This window comes from Actinophytocola sp. KF-1 (assembly GCF_054661535.1).
Genome location: NZ_BAAFVK010000010.1, coordinates 36,962 through 59,386, shown reverse-complemented (window position 1 = coordinate 59,386; position 22,425 = coordinate 36,962). Strand labels below are relative to the sequence as shown.

The window sequence follows — 22,425 nt, the reverse complement described above, 5'->3', positions numbered from 1 at the left end:
ACCGAGGTTACGTTCTCGCCATGTCGAGTGAAGTGGACCACAAAGTGGTGGCCGCGCCCGAGGACTGGCGCGCCCGGCTCAAGCAGATCGGCCCCGGCATCATGGCCGCCGCGACCGGCGTCGGCGCGGGGGACCTGGTGGCGACGATGGTCGCCGGTTCCAAGTACGGGTACACGCTCCTGTGGGCGGTGATCATCGGCACGGCGTTCAAGCTGGCGCTCGGCGAGGCGGTCGGCCGCTGGCACCTGACGTCGGGGCAGACGATCCTGTCCGGCTGGCGCACCCTCGGCAAGTGGGCGCTGTGGTACTTCGGCGTGTACGCCGTCGTGTGGGGCTTCGTGTACGGCGCCACCGCGATGTCGGCGTCCGGTCTGCCGCTGAACGCGATGTTCCCGTTCCTGTCGGTCCGGTACTGGGCGATGCTGTGCGGCCTCGCCGGGTTCCTCCTCGTCTGGTACGGCCGGTACGCGCTGCTCGAGAAGGTCATGACGGTCTTCATCGGCGTCATGTTCGTGACGGTCGTCGGCACGGCGATCCTCGTGACCCCGCACCTGGGGGACGTCGCGTGGGGACTCGTGCCGCGGCTGCCGGACGGCTCGCTCGTGTACGTGCTCGGCCTGATCGGCGGTGTCGGCGGCACGATCACGATGGCCGCCTACGGGTACTGGACGATCGCGAAGGGCTGGCGCGGCCCGTCGTGGCTGCCGATGATGCGCACCGACAACGCGGTCGGCTACGTCACGACCGGTGTGTTCGTGATCGCGATGCTGGTCGTCGGCGCGGAGTTGTTGCAGGGTCACGAGGTGGTCACCGGCGACAAGGGGTTGCTGAACCTCGGCGACACGCTCGCCGCCGACTACGGGGAGTGGGCCAGGATCCCGTTCCTCGTCGGGTTCTTCGCGGTGTCGTTCACGTCGGTGATCGGCGTGTGGAACGGCGTGAGCCTCCTGTTCGCGGACTGGTGGCGGACGCTGCGGGCACCCGCCGACCGGGTGGACGAGAAGGTGGCGAACGGGCAGCTGGAGGGCAGTCGTGCCTACCGCGGGTACGTGCTGTGGCTGACGTTCCCGCCGATGGTGCTGCTGTTCCTCGACCAGCCGTTCCAGCTGACCGTCGCCTATGGCGCGCTCGGCGCGTTGTTCATGCCGTTCCTCGCGGGGACGTTGCTGGTGCTGCTCAACTCGCGGCGGGTGACCGCGGACGGCCGGTCGCGGTGGTTGTCGAACACGGTGCTGGTCGCGTGCGTGGTGTTGTTCGTCTACCTCGCCTACGACCAGATCGCAGGCCTGTTCGAGTAGGACCCGGGGGGATGGTGGCTGGACCCGGTCGGGCGACGGCCGGGTCCGGCGCCGGTCTACCGTGAGTTCATGACTGGCTGGGCCGGGAGCCGGCTGTCGGCGCGGGTGTACGACTTCGGGGTCGAGCGCGCGTGGCTGGCGCGGCCCGCCGGTGCGTTGCTGTGGGGCACCGACACCCGGCTGATGTACGAGACGATCCGCACGATCGGGGCGCTGCCCGCCGGGTCGGCGGTCCTGGACGTGCCGTGCGGCGGCGGCCTCGCGCTGCGGGGGATGCGGCCGGGGCAGGATCTCCGTTACGTGGCCGCCGACATCTCGCCGGTGATGCTGACCCGCACCCGCGCGCAGGCCGCCCGCCTGGGCCACGCCGTCACGACGGCAGCCGCGGACATCACCCGCCTTCCCTTCGCGGACAACATGTTCGACCTGTGCGTGTGCTTCAACGGGCTGCACTGCCTCCCGGAACCGGGTGCCGCCGTGCGGGAGATCGCCCGCTGCCTCAAGGACGGCGCGCGGTTCGTCGGTGACACGATCGTGCGCGGCGCGGGGATCCGGCAGGATGTCGCGATCCAGGCGTTCCGCCGCGTCGGGCTCTTCGGGCCGGCCCACACGGTCGACGACGTGGAACGGTGGCTGTCCGACGCGGGGATGCGTGTCGACCGGCTGGAGCTGTCCGGGGCGGTGGCCCACTTCGCGGCGACCCGCTGAACGAGCGAGCACTGGATCACCCGATCTTCTTAGCTTAGGCTCACTTAATTAAGTGGCCTGACCGGGAGAGAGTGCGGGTGACGATGACCGATCTCGAGGTGGAACGCCTCTCGGCCCGGCTGCGGGACGCGACACGGGACGAGCACGAGCGGACGGAGTCCTCGCCGTTCGTGGTCGCGCTGATGGACGGCAGGCTGGACCGGTCCGCCTACGCCGCGCTGCTCGGCCAGAGCTACCTCTTCTACACGGTGCTCGAGGAGGCGGGCGACCGGTGGCGCGGTGACGCCGTCGTCGGCCCGTTCGTCTCCGACGCGCTCGTGCGGCGGGACGCACTGGCCGCGGACCTCGCGTTCCTGTCCGGTCCGCACTGGCAGGCGACCCTCGCCCCCTTGCCCGCGACCCAGCGGTACATCGACCGCTTGCGCGCGGTGTGTTTCTCCTCGCGCAGCGCGTTCGTCGCGCACCACTACACCCGCTACCTCGGCGACCTGTCCGGCGGGCAGATCATCCGGTCCAAGCTGCGTTCCATCTACGGCCTGACCACCGACGGCGTGCGGTTCTACATCTTCGACCGCGTCGCGAAACCCAAGGTGTTCAAGGACGGCTACCGGGCGCTGATCGACGCGGTGCCGTGGGACGACGGCGAGCGCGCCGACCTCGTCGCCGAGGCCAACGAGGCGTTCCGGCTCAACCGCGGCGTGTTCGACGACCTCGGCAAGGCGCTGGGCGTCGGCTGGTCGGGCTCGCGCGAGCGCTGATCAGCCGTCGACCAGCAGGCCGCGCAGCGGGCCCTGCAGCCGTGCCGTCCGGCGTGAGACGCCGGGCAGCGTGACGAGGCGGTGCGTGCGGCGTTCGCCCCTGGCCTCCCGCTCCGCCTGCTCCTCGGCGATCGGCCGCCACAGGTTGTCGACCAGGTCGGCCGGGTCGCCGCCCAGCTCCTCGACCGGGCGCCGCAGGTGCTCCGACCACAGCCGCAGCCGGGTCGCGCGGATCAGCTCTCGGTCGTCGGTCGCCACGTTGACCTCGGTGTCGTTGAACAGCGAGTGCTCGTTCAGGTTCGCCGAGCCGATCGTCATCCACGCGTCGTCCACGATGCCGAGCTTCGCGTGCACGTAGACCGGCGCCGACTCGTCGCCGTCGTGCGTGCTGATCGTGGTGGCCAGCAGCCTGCGGTTGCCGTCGTCCGCGTCGAGCAGCCTGCCCAGCTGGCCACGCGTGGTGTCCGAGCCGTTGCTCGGCTTGCGCGGCAGCAGCAGGACCACGCGGAACTTGTCGTCCGGCGGGTCGCACAGCTTGTCGATCAGCACCTCGGCGATCTCCGGCGACCAGAGGAACTGGTTCTCCAGGTACACCAGCCGCGTCGCGGACCGCAGCGCGCGCAGGTACGCGTCGAGGACCGTGAACTCGCCGTTGGGCGCGAACTCGTACGTCTTGTCCGGGACCGTCCGCAGCAGCTGGACGCTCGTGCCGCCCGCACGCGCCGGGACCCGCGGCTCCGGGATGTCCTCGGCCGCCACCTCGACCCACCGCTGCCGGAAGTGCCGTGCCACGTCCGCGACCACCGGGCCCTCGAGCCGGGTCATCAGGTCGTGCCAGCAGATCGGCCGGTTCGGCGGGTGGTCGGTGCTGTCGTGCCGGTCACCCTCCAGCGCGGTGAAGTCGACGCCGCCGACGAACGCGACCGTGTCGTCGATCACCACCAGCTTCTCGTGGTGGCAGTGCAGGGTCCGCTCGCGGGCGTCCAGCACGCAGCGGACGGAGGAGTTCGCGGTGAACTTCTTCTGCTCGGCACGCACCAGCCTGCGAGTCGGCTGGAACGCGGGCACGGGCGGGCCCGCCCACAGCAGCACCCGCACGGCCACGCCGCGCTGCGCGGTCGTGGCCAGCAGGTCACGCAGCGTCGGCGCGTCCTCCTCGCGGGTCAGGCGGAAGTCCGGGCTCGCGTGCCAGTTCGCGATGTGCACGTGTGACCTGGCGTTCCTGATCGCCTGCTCGATGGCGGGCAGTGCCTCCTCGCCGTCGACCAGCACGTCCATGCGGTTGCCGTGGCGGATGGGCGCCCGGCCGCCGAAGCGGTCCTCCGCGCCGCCCGGTTCGAGGACCTCGCCCCACCCCAGGTTCCGTAATCGGCGTTCGTGGTGGGTGCACAGGACGTGCTCGAGCCCGTCGCCCAGCCGCTCGTCCACCTTGTCGACCAATGACCGAAACGTGTTCACAAGTACCATGGCACTACAGTTCGACGTGGTTCGCCGAACGAGGACGCAGGCGGTTCCGGGGCACGTGGGACGATGTGTGGTACCCGTAGACACCGCGAGGAACCTGAGTGACCACTTTCGCCGACACGACGTTCACGAACCCTGAGCTGATCAGGAACTTCTGCATCATCGCGCACATCGACCACGGCAAGTCGACCCTCGCCGACCGGATGCTGCAAATCACCGGTGTGGTCGAGGAGCGCCTGATGCGGGCGCAGTACCTGGACCGCATGGACATCGAGCGTGAGCGCGGCATCACGATCAAGGCGCAGAACGTGCGGCTGCCGTGGCAGGTCAGCGGCCAGGACCACGTGCTGCACATGATCGACACGCCGGGCCACGTCGACTTCACCTACGAGGTGTCGCGTGCGCTGGAGGCGTGCGAGGGCGCGGTCCTGCTGGTCGACGCGGCGCAGGGGATCGAGGCGCAGACGCTCGCGAACCTGTACCTCGCGATGGAGAACAACCTCGAGATCATCCCGGTCCTCAACAAGATCGACCTGCCCGCCGCGGATCCGGAGAAGTACTCCGAGGAGCTGGCGCACATCGTCGGCTGCGAGCCGTCCGATGTGATGCGCGTCTCGGCGAAGACCGGTCTCGGCGTGCGCGAGCTGCTGAACGAGATCGTCCGCCGCGTCCCCGCCCCGGAGGGCAAGGCCGACGCCCCGACCCGCGCGATGATCTTCGACTCGGTGTACGACACCTACCGCGGGGTCGTGACGTACATCCGTGTCGTCGACGGCGAGATCACACCGCGCCAGCGGATCAAGATGATGTCGACGGGCGCCACGCACGAGCTGCTCGAGGTCGGCATCATCTCGCCGGAGCCGAAGCCGTCGAAGGGGCTCGGCGTCGGCGAGGTCGGCTACCTCATCACGGGCGTGAAGGACGTGCGCCAGTCGAAGGTCGGTGACACGGTCACGGCCGAGAAGCGCGGCGCCACCGAACCGCTCGCCGGCTACCAGGAACCGAAGCCGATGGTCTACTCGGGACTGTATCCGGTGGACGGCTCGGACTACGCCGACCTGCGTGAGGCGCTCGACAAGCTGCGCCTGAACGACGCGGCGCTGAGCTACGAGCCGGAGACGTCCGCGGCGCTCGGGTTCGGCTTCCGCTGCGGCTTCCTCGGCCTGCTCCACCTGGAGATCGTCCGCGAACGCCTCGAGCGCGAAGCGGGCCTGGACCTCATCTCCACGGCCCCGAACGTGGTCTACCGGGTCGTGCTCGACGACGGCACCGAGGCGACCGTGACCAACCCGTCGGACTGGCCGGAAGGCAAGATCGCGGAGGTCTACGAACCGGTCGTGAAGACGACGGTGATCGCACCGAGCGACTACATCGGCGCGATCATGGAGCTGTGCCAGTCCCGGCGTGGTCAGCTCGGCGGCATGGACTACCTGTCGACGGACCGCGTCGAGCTGCGCTACACCATGCCGCTCGGCGAGATCATCTTCGACTTCTTCGACGCGCTGAAGTCCCGCACCCGCGGCTACGCGTCGCTCGACTACGAGCCCGCGGGCGACCAGAAGGCCGACCTGGTGAAGGTCGACATCCTGCTGCAGGGCGAACCGGTCGACGCGTTCTCGGCGATCGTCCACCGCGAGGCGGCGTACGGCTACGGCACGAAGATGGCGTCGAAGCTGCGCGAGCTCATCCCGCGGCAGCAGTTCGAGGTCCCCATCCAGGCGGCGATCGGCGCGCGGGTCATCGCGCGCGAGACCGTGCGCGCGATGCGCAAGGACGTGCTGGCCAAGTGCTACGGCGGTGACATCACCCGTAAGCGCAAGCTGCTGGAGAAGCAGAAGGAAGGCAAGAAGCGCATGAAGATGGTGGGCCGCGTGGAGGTCCCCCAGGAAGCCTTCGTCGCCGCCCTGTCCACCGACGAGTCCCCGGACAAGACGAAGAAGAAGTAGGGAGCGGGTCCTGACCTGCGGGGGGCGTGACCGGCCTGTCCGGTCACGCCCCCGCGCCTGCCTGATGGCAGCATCGACTGCGGGCTGTGCCTGCCCCCGATGTTGTGCCGCCCGGGGCCCACGCACGGCGGGGCACCGGTTGCCGAGCCCAACCGCACGCGCCGCGCCGGACACGCCTACAAAGGCGTGCCCGGGATCAGCCATGCGATGTCGAGCTGTGGGTCCGCCAACCGGGGTTCGCGGCCCGGCCGCAGGCGCAACCCCACGGCCGCCGCGTCGGCGAGCACCTCCTGGGGCACCGGGTCGACCCGGCGCAACAACGCGGCCAGCGCCGACAGCAGGCGCAGGTCACCGCGGCTGAACTTCATTCGGGACCACCTCCGAGAAGGAGCAGTTTGCGGCGCAGCGTGTCCAGGCAGCGCCCTCTCGTCTGGCCGATGCTGTTGACCTTGAGCCCGAGCGCGCGACTGAGCTGCACGTACGTCATCTCCGGTGCGTGCGCCAGCAGCCCGAGCAACTGCCTGCACCGCGCCGGGAGCGCCCCGAACGCCTGCCACAGCAGCTTGTCCCGCGCGTCGCGGAACACCGCGGGCTCCTCGTACGTCTCGATCTCGATCTCGTCGAGCGGGACCTCGCGCCTGCCCTGCAGCATGATGCGCAGGCACTCGCGCCGGGCGGTCGTCGCCAGCCAGCCCGCCAGCCGCTCCGGGTTGCGCAGCTTCGGCAGGTGTTCGGCGAGCGCCGCCCACGTGTTCTGCGACGCGTCGGCCGCGTCCGCGCCGCGCAGCCGGTGGGCCCGGGTCACCGACCAGACGACGGCCGCGTGCCGGTTGACCAGTTCGTGCCAGGCGTCCTCGTCACCGCGTGCCGCCCGGTGGATCAGCTCCTGCATGCGACCTGTGACGGACCTCGCGTCCCGCCGGACCCGACGTTCGCCCGAAATGAGTAGGACTACGCACCGTGCGCGGTCCCGTGCTCCAGGTACACGGTCCGGCCTTCCTCCTGTGCTCGCACGGCAGCCCGCATCCGGCGTTCGAGGCGGGGGATCAGCTGGTGGAAGGCCTCGTCCGGCGGCAGGAACGCGTACGACTTCAGCTCCTCGGCCTGCAGGCGGATCGCCGCGACCTCGTCGGCCGTGAGCGTGCCGCCGTCGAACACGAACAGCACCCGGTCACCCTGCGTGGGGTGCGGCGCCCAGTCGACGACCAGCAGCATGCCGGGTTCGCGGACCAGGCCCAGCTCCTCGGCCAGCTCACGCGCGCACCCCTGCGACGGCGTCTCGCCGATCTCGATGATGCCGCCGGGGATCTCCCAGTGGTCCTTGTACGTCGGTTCGAGCAGCAGGATCCTGCCCTGCTCGTCACGGATCAGTGCGCCCGCCGCGCTGAGGATGGTGTTGTGCACACCGGCAGTGCACCATGAGCGACATGGGCCGGCCGTTCACGGTGGAAGATCTCGACTTCATGCCGGACGACGGCAACGTCTACGAGCTGATCGACGGCGTGCTGTTCGTCAGCCCGCCGCCCGGCAGACGGCACCAGCGGGCACTGGTCCGCATCGGCGAGCTGCTCGACGAGACGTGCCCGGAGGAGCTGGCCGTGCTGTGGCCGCCGTACGTGGTGCGCCCGTCGCTGGACACCGAACTGCGACCGGACGTGCAGGTCGCGTGGGACGAGGACATCGACGGCGAGGTCGTGTACGACGCGCCGGAGCTGGTGGTGGAGGTCGTCGATCCGGCCAGCACGATCAACGACCGCAACAACAAGAAGGCCGCCTACGAGCGCATGGGTGTGCCGCACTACTGGGTCCTGGACCCCGCCCGCCCGTCGATGCTGGTGTACGAGCTGGTCGACGACGGGTACGAGCAGGTCACCGAGGTCGTCGCGGAGGAGGTCTTCGAGACCGAGGAACCGTTCCCGGTCCGGATCGTGCTCACCGAACTCCTCGGCCATCACCCTTCGTGAGGCGGGCCGGCCTCGTAGGTCACTTTCGTCCAAGACGGGGGCGTTAGCGTCGTGGGCATGGACGTGATCGAGCGCCTGCGGGCGTTGTGCACCGCCCTGCCGGAGGTGACCGAGAAGGTCAGCCACGGCGAGCCCGCGTGGTTCGTGCGCAAGCGGATGTTCGTGATGTTCGCCGACCACCACCACGACGACCGGGTCGGGTTCTGGTGCGCGGCGCCGCCCGGTGCGCAGGAGGAGCTGGTCGACGGCGAGCGGTACTTCCGCCCGCCGTACGTCGGCCACCGCGGCTGGCTCGGGGTCTACCTGGACGTCGCGGTCGACTGGGACGAGGTCGGTGAGGTCGTCGAGGACGCCTACCGGACCATCGCGCCGAAGACGCTAAGCGCCCAGCTGGCGCAGCGCTGACGTGTACTTGGCGAGCAGCCGCTCCTGCGTCGCCTTGTCCAGGCGGGACATGCGGTCCGGGGACATGTTGTCCTCGATGTCCGCGCGCTTCACCGCCAGTGCGATGGGGTTCCGCGCCACCCGCGCCAGGTACGCCTCCTGGTCCTCGCCCGGCCGCTTGCTGATCGCGGCGATCGCGTCCAGCACCGGCTGTGGGCAGCCTTTCTCGGCCAGGTCCTCGAGCGTCACGGAGGTGTCCTCGACGACGTCGTGGAGCACCGCCGCCATCCGCTCCTGCTCGTCACGCAGCGCGCCCATCACCCGCAACGGGTGACCGATGTAGGGGCGGCCCGACTTGTCGAGCTGCCCCTCGTGTGCACGGCGCGCCACCTGGATCGCGTCATCAAGGGTGAACGTGCGCTTCATCGGGTGAAAACGATCTTGCCTGCGGTTTCTCCGGCCAGCATCTGCTCGAACCCGTCCTTCGCCTCGGTCATGGGCAACTCCGCGCCGATCGCCGGCCGCAACCCCTTCAGGTCGCAGAACGCCAGCAGGTCGGCCAGTTCTTCCTTGTTGCCCATGGTCGAGCCAACCACGCGGATCTGCATGAAGAACAGCCGCTGAAGGTCGGCACTCGGGTCGGGGCCACTGGTGGAACCCGATACGACGACCGTCCCACCGGGCTTCACCGACTTCATCGAGTGCGCCCAGGTGGCCTTGCCGACGGTCTCGAACACGGCGTCCACCCGCTCCGGCAGCCGCGCGCCGGACTCGAAGGCCGCGTCGGCGCCCAGCGACATGGCGAGCGCGCGCTTCTCCTCGGTCCGCCCGGTCACCCACACCCGCATGCCCGCCGCCTTGCCCAGCGTGACCAGCGCGGTCGCCACGCCGCCGGACGCGCCCTGGACCAGCATCGTCTGGCCGGGCCGCATGCCCGACCGGGTGAAGAGCATCCGGTACGCGGTCAGCCACGCCGTGCCCATGCACGCGGCCTCGCCGAACGACAGCGACGCGGGCTTGGGCAGCACGTTGCGGGCGGGCACGACGACCTTCTCGGCGAACGTGCCCTGGTACCGCTCGGTGAGCAGGCTGCGCTTCGGGTCGAACGTCTCGTCGCCGTAGGACGTGTCGCCGATCACACTGTGGATGACGACCTCGGTCCCGTCGTCCAGCACGCCCGCGCCGTCGCAGCCGAGGATCATCGGGAACTGGTCGGCCTTGATGCCGACGCCCCGCAACGTCCACAGGTCGTGCATGTTCAGGCTGCCCGCGCGCACGTCGACGGCCACCCAGCCGTCGGGGACCGCAGGCTCGGGTCGCTCGCCGACCCGCAACGCGTCGAGCGGGCTCTCCGGGTTCGGCTCTGCTGCGTAAACGGCGAACATGGTCGCTCACGTTACCCAGTCGGGGCATCTGGCGGACCAGTGAAGTGGCACAGGTCTACTCTCGTAGTCATGGTGGCGGAGTGGTGGAACGGTGTGGAGTTGTGGGTGTCCGGCCTTGCGTTCCCGCTCCAGTTCGCCCTCGTGATGGTGCTGCTGGGACCGTTCTGCGTCGTCCTGGCCTGGGCGATCGACCGGATCGTCGACCACGCGTCCACCTGGTTCGGCCCGGCGCCCGGTGACGAGGAGCCGATCGGCGCCGAGGACCCGGCCGACGAGGAGCGCAGCGCGGATCTGGTCGACTCGGCCTCGCGGTGACTTCATAGGGTGAGGCCCGTGGGGTCATCGAGACGTATCACGTTCGCCCTTGTCGGGCTCGTCGTACTGGTGCTCGCGGGCTGGTTCGTGCAGTCCCGGCTGGCCGACGAGCCGCCTCCGCCCGGCACGGGCATGCCGGAACGCGCGCTGTCCGACCTGCCCGCCGAGGCCGCCGACACGTGGCGGCTGATCGAGCAGGGCGGCCCGTTCCCGTTCCCCGAGGACGACGGCAAGGTGTTCGGCAACCGCGAGGGCCTGCTGCCGGACCGGGACCGCGGCTACTACCACGAGTACACGGTCGAGACACCCGGCAGCGACGACCGGGGCGCCCGCAGACTGGTCACCGGTGCGGCCGACGAGGTCTACTACACCGGCGACCACTACGCGTCGTTCGTGCAGGTCGACGTCACCCGTTAGGGACCCACCTCGGCGGCCGCTTCTCCGCGAACGCCCGGATCCCCTCCTGCCCTTCCTCGCCGGCGAAGAACCCGGCGGACAGCTTCAGCATGTCCGCGAAGTCGTCGGCGAGGTCGGCGGCACGAGCCCGCCGCAGCATCTCCTTCGTGGCGGCGAGCGCGGTAGGCCCACCGAGGGCGAGCATGCCGGTGTACCGGTCGACCTCGGCGTCGAGCGCGTCGGCGGCGACCGCGGAGTTGAGCAGCCCGATCTCGACGGCCCGCCGCGCGTCGAACTTCTCGCCGGTGAGGAACAGCTCGTGCGCGGCCCGGGGCAGCAGCCGCGGCAGCACGGTCACGGAGATCACGGCGGGCACGAGCCCCAACCTGACCTCGGTGAACGCGAACGTGGCGGAGTCGACGGCCACCGCGATGTCCGCCGCCGCGACGATCCCCACACCCCCGGCACGAGCAGGCCCGGCCAACTTCGCGACGACGGGCTTCGCACTGGTCCAGATCCGGGTCAGGATCTCGGGGAACTCGTTCACCCCCGCGGTGCTCGAGTTCGGGTCCCCGGCCTCCTTGAGGTCCATCCCCGCGCAGAACACGGGCCCGGTGTGGTCGAGCAGGACCACCCTGACCGCGTCGTCCCCCGCCGCGGTGTTCAGGTGGTCCCGCAGCTCCCGCCGCAACTGCGCGGACAGGGCGTTCCGGTTGTGCGGCGAGTCCAGGGTGATCCTGGCGACGCCCTTGTCGACCGTGTAGTGCACCAGCTCGTCAGCCATGGTCGAAAGCGTAACCATCACCCGTGCTTGTTTCGAGCGCGGTCGAGCACCTCCTCCAGACGCAGTGGGCTCGCCGGGTGGTGGCTCAGGCACAGCGGCGACTCGATGCGCCGGAACGCGAACGTGTCCCCGGTCACGTAGAACTGGCCGCGCCCCAGGCCCGAGATGTCGTCGAGCGTGCTGCCCTTCGCCCTGGCCATCTCGTTGGCGGCGGCGATCTGCGTCGGACTGTTCAGGCGGCCGAAGAACTGGGTGGTCGCGTTGCCGGTGATCTGGTTGTGCAGACCCTTCGGCGCCTGCGTCGCGAACAGGAGACCGAGCCCGTACTTGCGGGCCTGTGACGCGAGGACGATCGTGCTGCGGGTGCTGGCGGTGAGTCCACTGGCCGGTGCCAGCGTCTGCGCCTCGTCCATCACGAGCAGCCCGCCGAGCGGCCGGTCACCCGCGGGGTTCCGCTTGACCCAGGCGAAGATCTCCATCTGCAGCTGGTTGACGAACGCCTGCTTCTGCTCGTCGGCGGGCAGCCCGACGAAGCTGATCACCGACACGCGGGCGCGCTTGCCCGGCGCGGGCGTGAACAGCACCGCCGGGTCCGCGGGCTCGCCCGCACCGGCGAAGAGCGGGTCGTTGACCATCGCGGCCTTGAGGTTCTCGGCCAGGTCGGCGGCGATGGTGTGCCCGCTGCCGAGCCGGCTCACCCCGTCGGGCAGGTCGGTGAGCATGTCGATGAACCCGAGCATGCCGCGCGAGCCCTTGCGCGCGTAGTGGGTCAGCGCCTCCCGGAGCACGGCCTTGCCGCGGACCGCCTTGTTGGCCGCGCCGGTGACCTTGGCGTGCGGCGCCAGCGCGGCGACGGCCACCTCGACCGCGGCGGTGAACTCGTCCTCGTCGTCGAGCACCCCGGCGAAGTCGGGCAGCGGGTGGAAACTGAGCGGCCGCCCGCTCGCCCGACCCGGCGTCCAGACGACGACGTCCGTGTTGTCGAGGTAGTCGCGGGCCGCGTCGGCGTCCCCGGGCAACCAGCCGTCCGGCGGCGACGGCCACGGATCCCCGAGCCGGGCGAGGTCGTTGTTGGGGTCGAGGACGATCGCGGACACCCCGCGCCGCGCGCACTCCTCGACGATGCGCCTGATCAGCACGGTCTTCCCGGACCCCGACCCGGCGAACACGACGGCGTGCTTGCGCAGCGACTCCAGCTCGACCGTCACCGGTTGGTCGACGCCGAGGGTGATCGCGGTGGGGGACTCGGTACGCGCCTGGGAGGTGGGTGTGGCGTGGCGTTGGGTGCCGGTATGGAGCGCGGTCGCCTGGGGTGCGGGTCCTGGCGGCGCGGCATGACGTCCGTTCGTCGGTGGTCCGCTGCCGTTCACGTGGGTGTCGGGATCGGCGTCCGGCCACGGGGAACGGCGTGGCGGCGGGGCCGTCGGGAGCAGTTCCGAGAGGAGCGTCGAACTGCTCGCCGGTTTGCGGGCGACGAGCCATTCGCGCAGGCCGTAGCTCTGGGTGGTGAGCATCTCGGTCAGCGCGCCGAACGTGCGGAGGTCGTCCTCGCTGATCCGGGCCTCGGTACCGCCCTTGGCGCGGAACTCGTCCAGTTCCTGCTTGGTCTTCACACCCTTCGACCACGGGTGGTTGCGGATCAGGACCAGGTGGCGGTTCTTCGCGCTGCCCCGCACACCCGCGGCCGAGCGGGCGTTGCGGATCCGGTGCAGTGCGGAGAGGTGGTGCTTCGCCGCGATGGCGCGGAAGACCCAGTGCTCCTCGATGTCGTACTCCTCGTCGAGGGTGCGCTTGATCGACGCGTGCACCACCGGCTTCCCCTCCGGTGGCGGGCCCGCCTTCCACACCATGTCGTCGTTGCCGACCTCGTTGATCCACGACCGCAGTGCGGCGGACAGGTACCGAGGCATCACCCGGTCCTCGTTCCGCTCGTCGAGCGGTGCTGACACGTCGACGTCGGCCCGGAGCTGGGCGAACTTCTCGTCCAGGTCGGCGAAGTACGCGGGCTCCGGACCCGGGGCCGGCTCGGGCACCACGACCTCGGTCTCGACCTCGGCGTCGAAGGACGTCAGCTCGTGGAGGCCGACACGCAGGCATGTCTCCACGTGCGCGTCGATGCGCTTGAGCAGCTCCCGCGCCCGGTAGGTGTCCCACACGGCCGGTTCGAACGCGGCAGGCGACACCGGCCACGTCGGATGCGGGGGTGTGAACCCGACCTTCGAGTACGGCACACCCAGCCACTTCCGGACGAACTCGCGGCCGTGTTCCGGGTCGACGATCCGGTCGAGCGGCTTGAGTTTGCGGAACCGGTCGGCCACCGAGTCGACAGCCTTGTCCTCGAGCAGGTGCCAGGAGTACGGCAGGCAGGCGACGAGTGAGAGCGTGCGCCGGGTCCGTTCTCGCAACTGCATGAGACCGTCCGCGATCTTCGACAGCTCCACCGCCACCTGTGCGTCGTCCTCGGCGTGCAGCGGCGTTTCGGTCGACCTCGCGACGAGGGTGTCGAGTTGGTCGACGGCGATCACGCTCGGCCCGGTGAGTGCCAGCAGCTGGAAGATCTCCTGTGCGATCTCGTGCACGGGCTTGAGTGTGGGACGGATGCCCCACTTGTCCCGCGCTTCCCGCTCCGGCTCGTCGAAGCCGTCGAAGTAGTCCTCGCCCGTTTCGGACTTCTTCATGTCCGGTGCGGCGAAGAGCACCAGCGCCCGTGCGGTGTCCGCGCACCTCTTGCCGATCGCGCGGTCGAAGCGGAACAGGTCGGTCACGAAGGTGTCGAGGTCGCCGACGGAGACGCTCGCGTCACCGACGATGGCCTTCGCCACCGGGTCCGGGGTGCCGGTCAGTGCGCAGAGCCGCCGCAGGAAGCGCGTCAGCTGGGGTTCCCCGTCGTCGTCCGGCTTCATCAGACCGGACAGGACGTGCTGCACGACGTCGGACCAGAACATCGTGCCCTCGCTCAGCGACACCAGGAAGAAGTAGCCGCCCTGGCTCTGCACCTCGCGGCGGACCCAGCCGAGGAGGTGGGTCTTGCCGACGCCCTTCTGCCCCTGCAGGACCAGCCCGATGGGGCTCGGGCCGTTGCTGTCCACCGCGTCCTTGATGCCCGCGCGGACGGCGCGTTCGGCGTCCTCGTGGATGCCTTCGACGTGGTACGGGGAGGTGCTCCAGACGTCGTCCGGGGTGTCCGCCCAGTTGAACCGGATCGCGGCCAGTGCCTCCCTCGGGTCCTGCGTCATGATTCCTCGATCGCGATCATGTGGTTCTCGTCGCCGCCGATCCGCACCGCGGCCGCCCGGTCGTCGGCCGTCACGTCCTTGCCGTTGGGGTTGGGGGCGAGCGTCACCACCTGGTTGCGGCCGAGGGTCTTCAGCACGCCGTCGACGTCCTCGCGCGAGGCGCCGTTCAGCAGCGGGCGCAGTTTGGCGAGGCGGACCCAGTCGCCGGGCTTGGGTGCGAGCTTGCGGTAGGCGGTCCGGATCTGCGTCTCCAGATCGGGACCGGCGTCGACCTCGGCCTGGAAGACGTCCGCCAGCTGGCGGTTCTCCCGGTGCAGGAACCGGTCGAGGCCGTTGAGGAGGGCGAAGAACGCGTAGCCGTAGTAGCCGGGCCGCGCGGGACGCGGTGCGGTGAACTCGGACCGGCAGCGGACCCAGCCCTTGTCGGTGAGGTCGTGGACGTACGGCTTGTTGCCCTGGCGGGTGCTGGTGACGAGACCGAGACCGTTGAGGCGCCTGCGGACGTCGCCGGTGATGCGGATACCGGTGACCTCCTCCAGCTCCGTGTTGTCGATCTCGCGCGCCACCGCCATCAGCGTGAGCAGTGCCGAGATGTCCTGACTGGTGAGCCGATCGTTCATCGATTACTCATTTCCCTTATGCGCCAACCGAGTCTGCTGAGCAAGGCTGTGGCCAGTTCCGCCACGTTCCCGGGGATCGCGACGCGACCGTTGTCCTGTGCGGTGGGTGCGGTGGCGGCTTCCAGTTCCGCCACCAGGACCCGCATCCGTGCCACGTCGCCGTCGCGGGCCGCTTTCTCCATGGCGCGCACGGCGCGTTCCACCGCGTGCCAGCCGGTGTAGGGGAGCAGCACCGTCCTGGCTCGTTCGACGGTCATGGTCGCGTCCACGTACACCCGGGCCGGGTCGGCCCTGGGGGCGGGGACCGGCTCCTCACCGGACAGTTCCGCGTGGAGGCTCCGCGCCACGACCGGGGTGAGTTCCAGGTGCCGCAGGTTGCGGAGGAAACCGGGCAGTGCCCGGGGATCCGTCGTGGACGTCAGCACGGGGAACAGGCGGCGGTCGGCGTCGGCGGCGAGGGTCCTGCGCAGGAACCACTCGGCTTCCGCGGTCTGCCAGCGGCTCACGTGCCCGTCGATGACCAGGCACAGGTGGCGGGCGGAGTCCCGCGGGTCGGTGAGGAAGTCGATGTCGCCGGACAGCGAGCTCTCGGCGCGGACGCCGAGTGCGCGCAGCTCCCTGACCAGCGCGGTCGCGGTCGTCAGGGTCGAGCGCGGGGTGCTCACCAGGATGTCGACGTCGAAGTCGCGGGTCTGCCCGCGCGCCGCCGCCACGAACGCGTCCCTGTTGTCCGCCAACAGGTCGCTGCGGTCCAGCTTGTGCGCCACCACCGCGGCGATCGTCTCCAGCGCGTACGCGATCTGGCTCGCCGACGGCACCCGCTCGGCGAGCACCGGGAGCTGCTCGCCGAAGCTCCAGTAGGACACGTACGGCAGCGTCAGGTGGCGCAGCATCAGCGACGGCCGCACGTTCCGCACCAGCCAGTTCTGGAACAACGGCGTCGTCAGGTCGGTGCACTTGCGGTACCAGGAGTCCGCCCGCTCGTACTCGACGCGGTCGTCGAACCGCGACAGCACCGGCAACGCGGTGAGCTGCGGGCGGTCGTACGGCATCCGGTCGCGGGCCCGGTCCGCGCGGCGCACCACGTCGACCGCGCCGTGCACGCTCTGGTCGTTCGCCGTGAACAGCACCACCAGGTGGTCCGGCAGGTGTGCGGTGCAGATGCTCGCGATGTCGGCGAACCCGGTGCGGCTGTCGATCAGGACGAAGTCGTACTCCTCGGTCCACTCCGCACGGCACAGCTCGAGCGCGTCGGCGAAGCCCTGGCCGTACAGGGCGGCCCAGTCGATGCTCTGCACGCGCCGCGCGTACTCTTCGTCCTCCTGGCCGCCCGCCGCGAGCAGGTGCACCGCGCCCGGCTCGTCGAGGTCCAGTTCCGTGATGTACGCGCTCGACGGCTTCTGCGCGCTCGCCGCGAAGTCGTCGACGAGGTCGATGATCCCGGTGGTGGGCGGGGCCGCCAGCAGCGGCCGGAAGTACGCGGGCAGGCCCGGCGCCTCCAGGTCCCAGTCGATGGTGAGGACGCGGTAACCCCACCGTGCCAGCAGGATCGCGATGTTGCTCAGCGCGAAGCTGCGCCCGACCCCGCCCTTGAACGAGTAGAAGGTGACGACCGTGCCCGCCATGTCAGAACCTCGGCAGCGGCGTCATGCCCGGCATGGGCGGGTCCGGCCGTTGGATCGGCCAGTCCGGCGCCCACGGCGGTACGTTGTCGATCCTCTTGGACAGTTCCATGGCGACGTTCTCGATCTCCTGCAGGAAATCGATCCACCGGATGGTCTGCTGGAACACCGGGTCGGGGTGGTTCCACTTCTTCAGGTCCCGCCACGATCTTTCCCGGGCGAAGCTGGGGAAGTTGTCGGAGTCGGAGAACAACACCGGGTAGATCAACCCGGAGTGGCCGAGCAGCTTCTCGCGCGCCGCCATGCTGTGCCATTCCGCGAGACACCACCGCGACCGGAAGTACTGCGGCGAGAACACCGGCACGAGAATCCTCGTGTGCTGCAGGGCCTCTTCGAGCTGGTCGGGCCAGACGCTGCCGACCTCCATGCCCTCGTCGATGAACACCTTCGGATCGTGGCGGAGGTGATCAGCGAGATGATCTTTCAGGCGCGGGTGGAAGTGGTTGCGCACCCATTTGTAGGGATTGCCTTCACGGCGATAACTGATGAAGACATCGAATTCGTAGTCGGACACCTCGTGCCGTCGCCCCTTCGACCCGAACGTTGGTGCTGTCCGAGCATAGGCGACGAATCCGCGAAAATAGTTGACAAATAAAGGACAACGCGATTTAGCGGTCCGGTGTGTACCTGATCGGGACGTAGTCGTACTCGCCCGGGGCTTGCCACGTGTACTCCTGGTGTTTGACCGGGGTGGCGCCGAAGTCGTAGGCGACGTACGTGGTGTGCGCGGCGTCGGTCCAGTGGTCGAACAGGCGGACGTGCTTGCCCCACGCGAGCAGGGCGTCGCCGGTGCGGAGTTCTTCCTTCGTGATCACGCGGGCGACGTCGGTGAGGTCGTGTTCCAGGCCTTCGCGCGGGGTGGCGTAGCTGACGGGCAGGCCCCAGACCATGGACACGAACCCCGAGCAGTCGGTCCGGTAGTACGGCTCGTGGCAGCCGCCGAGTACGCCGCGCCAGTCGGTGCGCGCATAGCCGTCGCCCGCGCGGAAGCACGCGTCCTGGTCGTACACCGGGCTTGCCCGGTACCACTGTTCGGCCCTGGCGATCATCGGGCGGACGTCGGTGGTGTACGGGACGGTGTCGGCCGCGGCCACGGCGCCGAGGATCAGGGCACCCGCCACCGCTGCCGGCCATCTTCCCCAGGTCATGGGCGTGATGATAAAGCGGGACGGTCCCCCTGCGCCGTTGCAGGGGGACCGTCCTCTCATCCGCGCCCGGTCAGCCGATGGCCGTCGACGTGAGTACCGGGTTGGGGTTCGGGAAACACGACGTCGGGGCCGAGATGTCGCCCAGGAAGGTCGACACCACCGCCGTGAACGTCAGGCCCGGGTCGTCGTGGCTCGTGCCGTACAGGGTGGACTCGATGGCACCTGAAGCCCCCGCCGTCAGGTGCGCCGTGATCGTCGGCAGCTCGAACGTGCTGCCGCCCGCGATCGGGCCCGCGAAGGACACCGTGACCACGCCGTTCGACTCGGTCCAGGTCGGGGTGCCGCCGAGGCCGGAGCCGCCGGTCAGGTCCACGCCGGTGAGCGTCGCGTTCGCCGGGACCGGGACCTTCAGGGTGAACGTGTGGACGTTCTTGACCCGGTAGCCCGCCGCTTCGGACGGGACCTGGTTCGGGGCCGGGTCGACCACGATGTCCAGTGCGCCGCCCGGGGCGACCGACGCCGGCGCCGTGGCGTCGACCGTCTGGTTCAGTGTCATGTTCTCGGCGCCGAGCGGGGTGTCGGCCTGGCAGTCGTAGACGATGTCCGCCGCGGCGGACGCGGTCGGCGGGAGCACCGCGGAGGCGGCCACGGCGGCCACGGCCGCCATGCCGGTCTTGAGCAGGGTGAACCTCATTGTCCTCACCTTGGAACCGTTGCAGGGTAAGTGTTTCCGGTACCGGTGATGCCCAGGCTCTTCCTTGTCTACTGCCGAGTAGCGATCACGTCAACCCTTCACGGTTACCGAAAGTGCACGGTTGACTGCGAAACGAGCGCCGCCCAATGGTCGAACGGGCGCGACTGAGCGGAGCAACCGCTGGTCAGGCGGCCGCGACCGCCGCGGTGGCCAGGTACCGGTCCACGATCAGCGCCGCCAGCTCGGGTGCGTCCCCCATCGGCGCGGCGACCACGGCGTCCCCCGCGAGGGTGGTGACCCGGTCCGGCAGCCTGCCCGGCGCGAGGAACCACGACGCGACCGCGATCCGCCGCGCACCCGCCACGCGCAGCGACGCCACCGCGGCCGGCACGTCCGGGTCAGCGGCCGACGCGAACGCCGCCCGCACCCCGGCCACGGGGAACCGCCGGGCCCACGACGCCGCCACGGCCGCGACCGCCTCGTTCGCGGGTGCGTGCGACGAACCGGCCCCCGCCAGCACGATCCCCAGCCCGGGATCGTCCAACCGGGCACCGGCGGCCACGAGCCGTCGCAGTGCCACAGCGGAGAGCCGGTCGTCCGGCCCGAGCACGGCCGACACCGACACGGACAGCCGGGGGTGCCGGGCGTGCGCCTCCGCGACCAGCGCGGGCAGGTCGACCCGCGCGTGGAACGCCGACCCCAGCAACAGCGGCACGATCACCGCTTCCCGGTGCCCCTCACCGGCGAGCGTGGACAGCACGTCCGGCAGCCGCGGCGCGGACAGGTCCAGGAACGCGGCACGCACGTCCAGCCCGGGCTCCCGCGCCCGCAGGACGTCCAGCAGCGCGGCGATCGTGGCGGCGGACCGCGGGTCGCGGCTGCCGTGCGCCACGGCGACGAGAGGGGGTGCCATCTACAACGATCCGTTCAGTCCGCGGGCACGCAGCACGGCCCGCTCGAGTGGGCGGAACACCAGCAGCTCGATGCCGATGCCCACGAAGAGGATCAGGATGATCGCCGCCATCACCATCGACATGTCCGACAGCGACATCCCGTTGTGCAGGAACTGCCCGAGCCCGACGCCGAGCTGCGGGGACGTCGCGATCAGCTCGGCCGCCATCAGCGACCGCCACGAGAACGCCCAGCCCTGCTTCAGCCCGCCCAGGAACCCCGGCAGTGCCGCGGGCAGGAGGATGTGCCGCGCCGACGCCAGCCTGCCCGCGCCGAGGACCTTGCCGACGCGGGGGAGGATCGGCGGGATCTGGTCCATGCCGGACACGAGCCCGTTCGCGATCGACGGCACCGCGCCCAGCAGCACGACGAAGTAGATCGACGCGTCGGTCAGGCCGAACCACAGCACCGCGGCGGGCACCCACGCCACCGACGGCAGGCTCTGCAGACCGGACACGATCGGCCCGATCCCGCGGCGCACCAGTGAGAAGTTCGCGATCAGCAACCCGAGCGGGATCGCGACGACCACCGCGACGAGGAAGCCGATCACGGCCCGGTGCACCGACACCCACAGGAAGCCGACGATCTCGCCGGACGTCACGCGGTCCCAGATCTGGGCCCACACGTCCGCCGGCGCGGGCAGTTGGTACTCCGGCCAGAACGCGGCCGCCCACAGCGCCTGCCAGATCCCGACGATCACGACCAGCGTGACCACCGGCGGCAGCACCTGGCGGAGGACCCTGCGCCCCCGGCTGCGGGTGTCCGCGGCCGAGGGCGTGTCGAGCGCGTCGAGTCCGGCTCCGACGGAGGCGGTGTCGTCCTCGACGGTGCTCTCAGGCATGACTGCTGATCACCTCGTGGAGGCGGGTGTTGATCTCGTCCACGACGGTCGCCTGCGCGGCCGGGTCGAGATCGTCGACGGTCCACTCCTGCACGACCCGGCCGGGCCGCGACGACAGCAGCACCACGCGCTGACCGAGGCGCACGGCCTCGCGCACGTCGTGCGTGACGAACAGGACCGCGGTCCGCGTGGCCCGCCAGATCCGCAGCAGCTCCGACTGCAGCACGTCCCGGGTGATCGCGTCGAGCGCGGAGAACGGCTCGTCCATCAGCAGCAGGGAGTTCGCGCCACCGTCCACAGCGGACGCCAGCGCGCGGGCGAGCGCCACGCGCTGCCGCATGCCGCCGGACAGCTCGTGCGGCCGCTTGTCGCCGACCCCGGTCAACCGCACCAGCTCCAGCAGCTCACCGGCCCGCGCGCGCCGCTCCGCCCGGCCGACCCCGTTGAGCCGCAGCGGCAGCTCCACGTTGCGGGACGCGGTGAGCCACGGCATCAACGCGGCCTCCTGGAACATGACCGCGGGCCGGGACGTGTTCAGCTCGATCTCGCCTGCCGTGGGCGCGTCGAGACCCGCCACCAGGTTCAGCACGGTCGTCTTGCCGCACCCGGACGCGCCGAGCAGGCACACGAACTCCCCGGGCGCGACCTCGAGGTCCACCCCGTCGAGCGCGGTGACGGCACGCCTGCCCGCGCCGAACGTCTTGCCTACGCCGGAAAGCCGCACGGCGTGGCCGGTCTCAACACCCACTTCGAGCGTCGCGGTCATGGTGGCGCGTCTCCCCTACTTCTTGTCCAGGCCACCCGCGTCGACCGCGGGCTTGCCTGCTTCCTTGAGCACGGCGTTCAGTTCGGTCAGGTCCGCGAAACCGGCCACCTCGGGTGCCTGCTCCGCGATGCCCGCCGTCACCTGGTCCTGCGCGAGCTGCTTGAACTCACCGGCGACCGGGTCGAACGTGAGCGTGCTGTTCGACCAGGCCCGCTCGATCACCTCGGGCTTGAGCGCCTTGCCGGTCAGCGCCTCCAGCTGCGTGTTCACGGCGGTCTGCGCGTCGGCCTTGTTCTCGTTCGCGTAGTCGATCGACGCGACCAGACCGCGCAGGAACGCGCGCACGGTCTCCGGGTGCTCGTTCAGGAACTGGGTCCGCACGATCACCACGGTGGTCGGGAACTGCCCGTCCGGCCACAGCTCCTTCTCGTCGACCAGCACGGTCGCACCCGCGTCGAGCACGAGCCGCGACGACCACGGCTCGGGCAGCCACGCCGCCTGCACGTCGCCGCCCCGGAACGCGTCGAGCGTCTGCGCGTTCTCCATGTTCGTGACCTCGACCTTGCCGGTCAGGCCCTTGTCCGACAGCCACTTCTTCAGCGCCACGTCCTGCGTGTTGCCGAGCTGCGGCGTCACGACGGTCTTGCCCGCGAGGTCCTCGGGCTTCTTGATGTCCGGGCTCACCACCAGCTGCGCGCCGCCGGAGGTGACGCCGGAGATCAGCCGCACGGCCTCGCCCTTGGACTTCGCGTACGCGTTGATGGCCGGGCCGGAGCCGATGAACCCGATGTCGAGGGAGCCGCCGAGCAGCGCGGACACCTCGTTCGGGCCCGCGTTGAACTCCTGGCGGGTCAGCTTCGTGTCGCCCAGCTCCTTCTCGAACAGGCCCTTCTCCAGGCCGATCAGCGCGGGCGCGTGGGTGACGTTCGGGAAGTAGCCCAGCCGCAGCTCGGCGGCGGGGCCCTTGTCCTGTGCTGCGGCGTCCCCGCCATCGTCGCCCCGGTCGGCGCGTGAGCACGCCGTGGCCAGCAGGGACAACGCGGCGATCGTGGCGACGAGACGACGAGTGCGCACGGGGGATCCTT

Annotated in this window: 25 protein-coding genes; 8 read left to right on the top strand and 17 right to left on the bottom strand. The window is 70.2% G+C overall.

Going from position 1 to position 22,425, the window contains the following annotated elements; translation table 11 throughout:
* The first annotated feature begins 20 nt into the window (after window positions 1-20).
* The 3 genes from ACYQ77_RS28390 to ACYQ77_RS28380 all read left to right on the top strand — a co-directional run bounded on the left by ACYQ77_RS28390 (window position 21) and on the right by ACYQ77_RS28380 (window position 2,764).
* On the top strand, window positions 21-1,298 hold the full coding sequence (locus ACYQ77_RS28390) for an Nramp family divalent metal transporter (RefSeq protein WP_459716563.1): 1,278 nt from the start codon (window positions 21-23) through the stop codon (window positions 1,296-1,298).
* Window positions 1,299-1,367: 69 nt separating this feature from the next.
* Window positions 1,368-2,006 carry a class I SAM-dependent methyltransferase gene (locus tag ACYQ77_RS28385; RefSeq protein WP_459716562.1) on the top strand — a complete coding sequence of 213 codons (639 nt, stop codon included), beginning with the start codon at window positions 1,368-1,370 and terminating at the stop codon, window positions 2,004-2,006.
* An 83-nt stretch (window positions 2,007-2,089) separates the two neighbouring features.
* Window positions 2,090-2,764, top strand: a complete 675-nt coding sequence (locus ACYQ77_RS28380) for a biliverdin-producing heme oxygenase (protein ID WP_459716561.1) — start codon at window positions 2,090-2,092, stop codon at window positions 2,762-2,764.
* Here ACYQ77_RS28380 and ACYQ77_RS28375 read toward each other — a convergent pair whose 3' ends face one another.
* Window positions 2,765-4,222 (bottom strand): phospholipase D-like domain-containing protein, encoded by a 1,458-nt coding sequence (locus ACYQ77_RS28375; protein ID WP_459716559.1) that lies wholly within the window; start codon window positions 4,220-4,222, stop codon window positions 2,765-2,767.
* A gap of 107 nt (window positions 4,223-4,329) precedes the next feature.
* Here ACYQ77_RS28375 and lepA point away from each other — a divergent pair, with 107 nt between their 5' ends.
* Complete coding sequence (gene lepA / locus ACYQ77_RS28370; protein ID WP_459716558.1) at window positions 4,330-6,174, top strand: translation elongation factor 4; 1,845 nt, start codon at window positions 4,330-4,332, stop codon at window positions 6,172-6,174.
* A gap of 176 nt (window positions 6,175-6,350) precedes the next feature.
* Here lepA and ACYQ77_RS28365 read toward each other — a convergent pair whose 3' ends face one another.
* From ACYQ77_RS28365 to ACYQ77_RS28355, 3 genes are read right to left on the bottom strand one after another with little or no spacing between them, the layout of a single operon-like run.
* Complete coding sequence (locus ACYQ77_RS28365; RefSeq protein ID WP_459716556.1) at window positions 6,351-6,542, bottom strand: hypothetical protein; 192 nt, start codon at window positions 6,540-6,542, stop codon at window positions 6,351-6,353.
* Window positions 6,539-7,066: an RNA polymerase sigma factor gene (locus ACYQ77_RS28360; protein WP_459716555.1), complete on the bottom strand. Its 528-nt coding sequence runs from the start codon at window positions 7,064-7,066 to the stop codon at window positions 6,539-6,541. The genes ACYQ77_RS28365 and ACYQ77_RS28360 overlap by 4 nt, the downstream gene beginning before the upstream one ends.
* Window positions 7,067-7,125: 59 nt before the next feature.
* Window positions 7,126-7,578 carry an NUDIX domain-containing protein gene (locus tag ACYQ77_RS28355; protein ID WP_459716553.1) on the bottom strand — a complete coding sequence of 151 codons (453 nt, stop codon included), beginning with the start codon at window positions 7,576-7,578 and terminating at the stop codon, window positions 7,126-7,128.
* 23 nt (window positions 7,579-7,601) lie between these two features.
* On the opposite strand from ACYQ77_RS28355, the gene ACYQ77_RS28350 reads away from it, so the two are divergent.
* Together ACYQ77_RS28350 and ACYQ77_RS28345 are read left to right on the top strand one after the other, a co-directional pair.
* Window positions 7,602-8,138: a Uma2 family endonuclease gene (locus ACYQ77_RS28350; protein WP_459716552.1), complete on the top strand. Its 537-nt coding sequence runs from the start codon at window positions 7,602-7,604 to the stop codon at window positions 8,136-8,138.
* A 57-nt stretch (window positions 8,139-8,195) separates the two neighbouring features.
* Window positions 8,196-8,543 (top strand): MmcQ/YjbR family DNA-binding protein, encoded by a 348-nt coding sequence (locus ACYQ77_RS28345; RefSeq protein WP_459716550.1) that lies wholly within the window; start codon window positions 8,196-8,198, stop codon window positions 8,541-8,543.
* Here ACYQ77_RS28345 and ACYQ77_RS28340 read toward each other — a convergent pair.
* Complete coding sequence (locus tag ACYQ77_RS28340) at window positions 8,517-8,948, bottom strand: HD domain-containing protein (RefSeq protein WP_459716548.1); 432 nt, start codon at window positions 8,946-8,948, stop codon at window positions 8,517-8,519. The two genes, ACYQ77_RS28345 and ACYQ77_RS28340, sit on opposite strands and share 27 nt — an antisense overlap.
* Window positions 8,945-9,907, bottom strand: a complete 963-nt coding sequence (locus ACYQ77_RS28335) for a zinc-binding dehydrogenase (protein WP_459716547.1) — start codon at window positions 9,905-9,907, stop codon at window positions 8,945-8,947. Before ACYQ77_RS28335 ends, ACYQ77_RS28340 begins: the two co-directional genes overlap by 4 nt.
* A gap of 69 nt (window positions 9,908-9,976) precedes the next feature.
* Here ACYQ77_RS28335 and ACYQ77_RS28330 point away from each other — a divergent pair, with 69 nt between their 5' ends.
* On the top strand, window positions 9,977-10,222 hold the full coding sequence (locus tag ACYQ77_RS28330) for a hypothetical protein (RefSeq protein ID WP_459716545.1): 246 nt from the start codon (window positions 9,977-9,979) through the stop codon (window positions 10,220-10,222).
* Between the two features lie 18 nt (window positions 10,223-10,240).
* On the top strand, window positions 10,241-10,639 hold the full coding sequence (locus ACYQ77_RS28325; protein WP_459716544.1) for a guanyl-specific ribonuclease: 399 nt from the start codon (window positions 10,241-10,243) through the stop codon (window positions 10,637-10,639).
* Here ACYQ77_RS28325 and ACYQ77_RS28320 read toward each other — a convergent pair.
* The 11 genes from ACYQ77_RS28320 to ACYQ77_RS28270 all read right to left on the bottom strand — a co-directional run bounded on the left by ACYQ77_RS28320 (window position 10,629) and on the right by ACYQ77_RS28270 (window position 22,414).
* Window positions 10,629-11,402, bottom strand: coding sequence for an enoyl-CoA hydratase-related protein (locus tag ACYQ77_RS28320; protein ID WP_459716542.1), 774 nt, complete (start codon window positions 11,400-11,402; stop codon window positions 10,629-10,631). The genes ACYQ77_RS28325 and ACYQ77_RS28320 overlap by 11 nt on opposite strands.
* A 17-nt stretch (window positions 11,403-11,419) precedes the next feature.
* Entirely contained in the window at window positions 11,420-14,638 is a 3,219-nt protein-coding gene (locus ACYQ77_RS28315) for an ATP-binding protein (protein WP_459716541.1), read from the bottom strand.
* Complete coding sequence (locus ACYQ77_RS28310; protein ID WP_459716539.1) at window positions 14,635-15,258, bottom strand: hypothetical protein; 624 nt, start codon at window positions 15,256-15,258, stop codon at window positions 14,635-14,637. Before ACYQ77_RS28310 ends, ACYQ77_RS28315 begins: the two co-directional genes overlap by 4 nt.
* A complete protein-coding gene (locus ACYQ77_RS28305; protein ID WP_459716538.1) occupies window positions 15,255-16,883 on the bottom strand; it encodes a CATRA system-associated protein in 1,629 nt (542 codons plus the stop codon). The genes ACYQ77_RS28310 and ACYQ77_RS28305 overlap by 4 nt, the downstream gene beginning before the upstream one ends.
* A 1-nt stretch (window position 16,884) precedes the next feature.
* Window positions 16,885-17,454, bottom strand: a complete 570-nt coding sequence (locus ACYQ77_RS28300) for a toll/interleukin-1 receptor domain-containing protein (protein ID WP_459716536.1) — start codon at window positions 17,452-17,454, stop codon at window positions 16,885-16,887.
* 94 nt (window positions 17,455-17,548) lie between these two features.
* A complete protein-coding gene (locus ACYQ77_RS28295; RefSeq protein WP_459716534.1) occupies window positions 17,549-18,088 on the bottom strand; it encodes a hypothetical protein in 540 nt (179 codons plus the stop codon).
* A 70-nt stretch (window positions 18,089-18,158) separates the two neighbouring features.
* Window positions 18,159-18,782, bottom strand: coding sequence for a cyclase (locus ACYQ77_RS28290; protein WP_459716533.1), 624 nt, complete (start codon window positions 18,780-18,782; stop codon window positions 18,159-18,161).
* 184 nt (window positions 18,783-18,966) lie between these two features.
* Complete coding sequence (locus ACYQ77_RS28285) at window positions 18,967-19,695, bottom strand: sirohydrochlorin chelatase (RefSeq protein WP_459716531.1); 729 nt, start codon at window positions 19,693-19,695, stop codon at window positions 18,967-18,969.
* Entirely contained in the window at window positions 19,696-20,574 is an 879-nt protein-coding gene (locus tag ACYQ77_RS28280; RefSeq protein ID WP_459716530.1) for an ABC transporter permease, read from the bottom strand. It abuts the gene before it with no gap.
* Window positions 20,567-21,340 carry an ABC transporter ATP-binding protein gene (locus ACYQ77_RS28275; protein WP_459716529.1) on the bottom strand — a complete coding sequence of 258 codons (774 nt, stop codon included), beginning with the start codon at window positions 21,338-21,340 and terminating at the stop codon, window positions 20,567-20,569. The genes ACYQ77_RS28280 and ACYQ77_RS28275 overlap by 8 nt, the downstream gene beginning before the upstream one ends.
* A gap of 15 nt (window positions 21,341-21,355) precedes the next feature.
* Complete coding sequence (locus ACYQ77_RS28270) at window positions 21,356-22,414, bottom strand: ABC transporter substrate-binding protein (protein ID WP_459716527.1); 1,059 nt, start codon at window positions 22,412-22,414, stop codon at window positions 21,356-21,358.
* Between the last annotated feature and the right edge of the window lie 11 nt (window positions 22,415-22,425).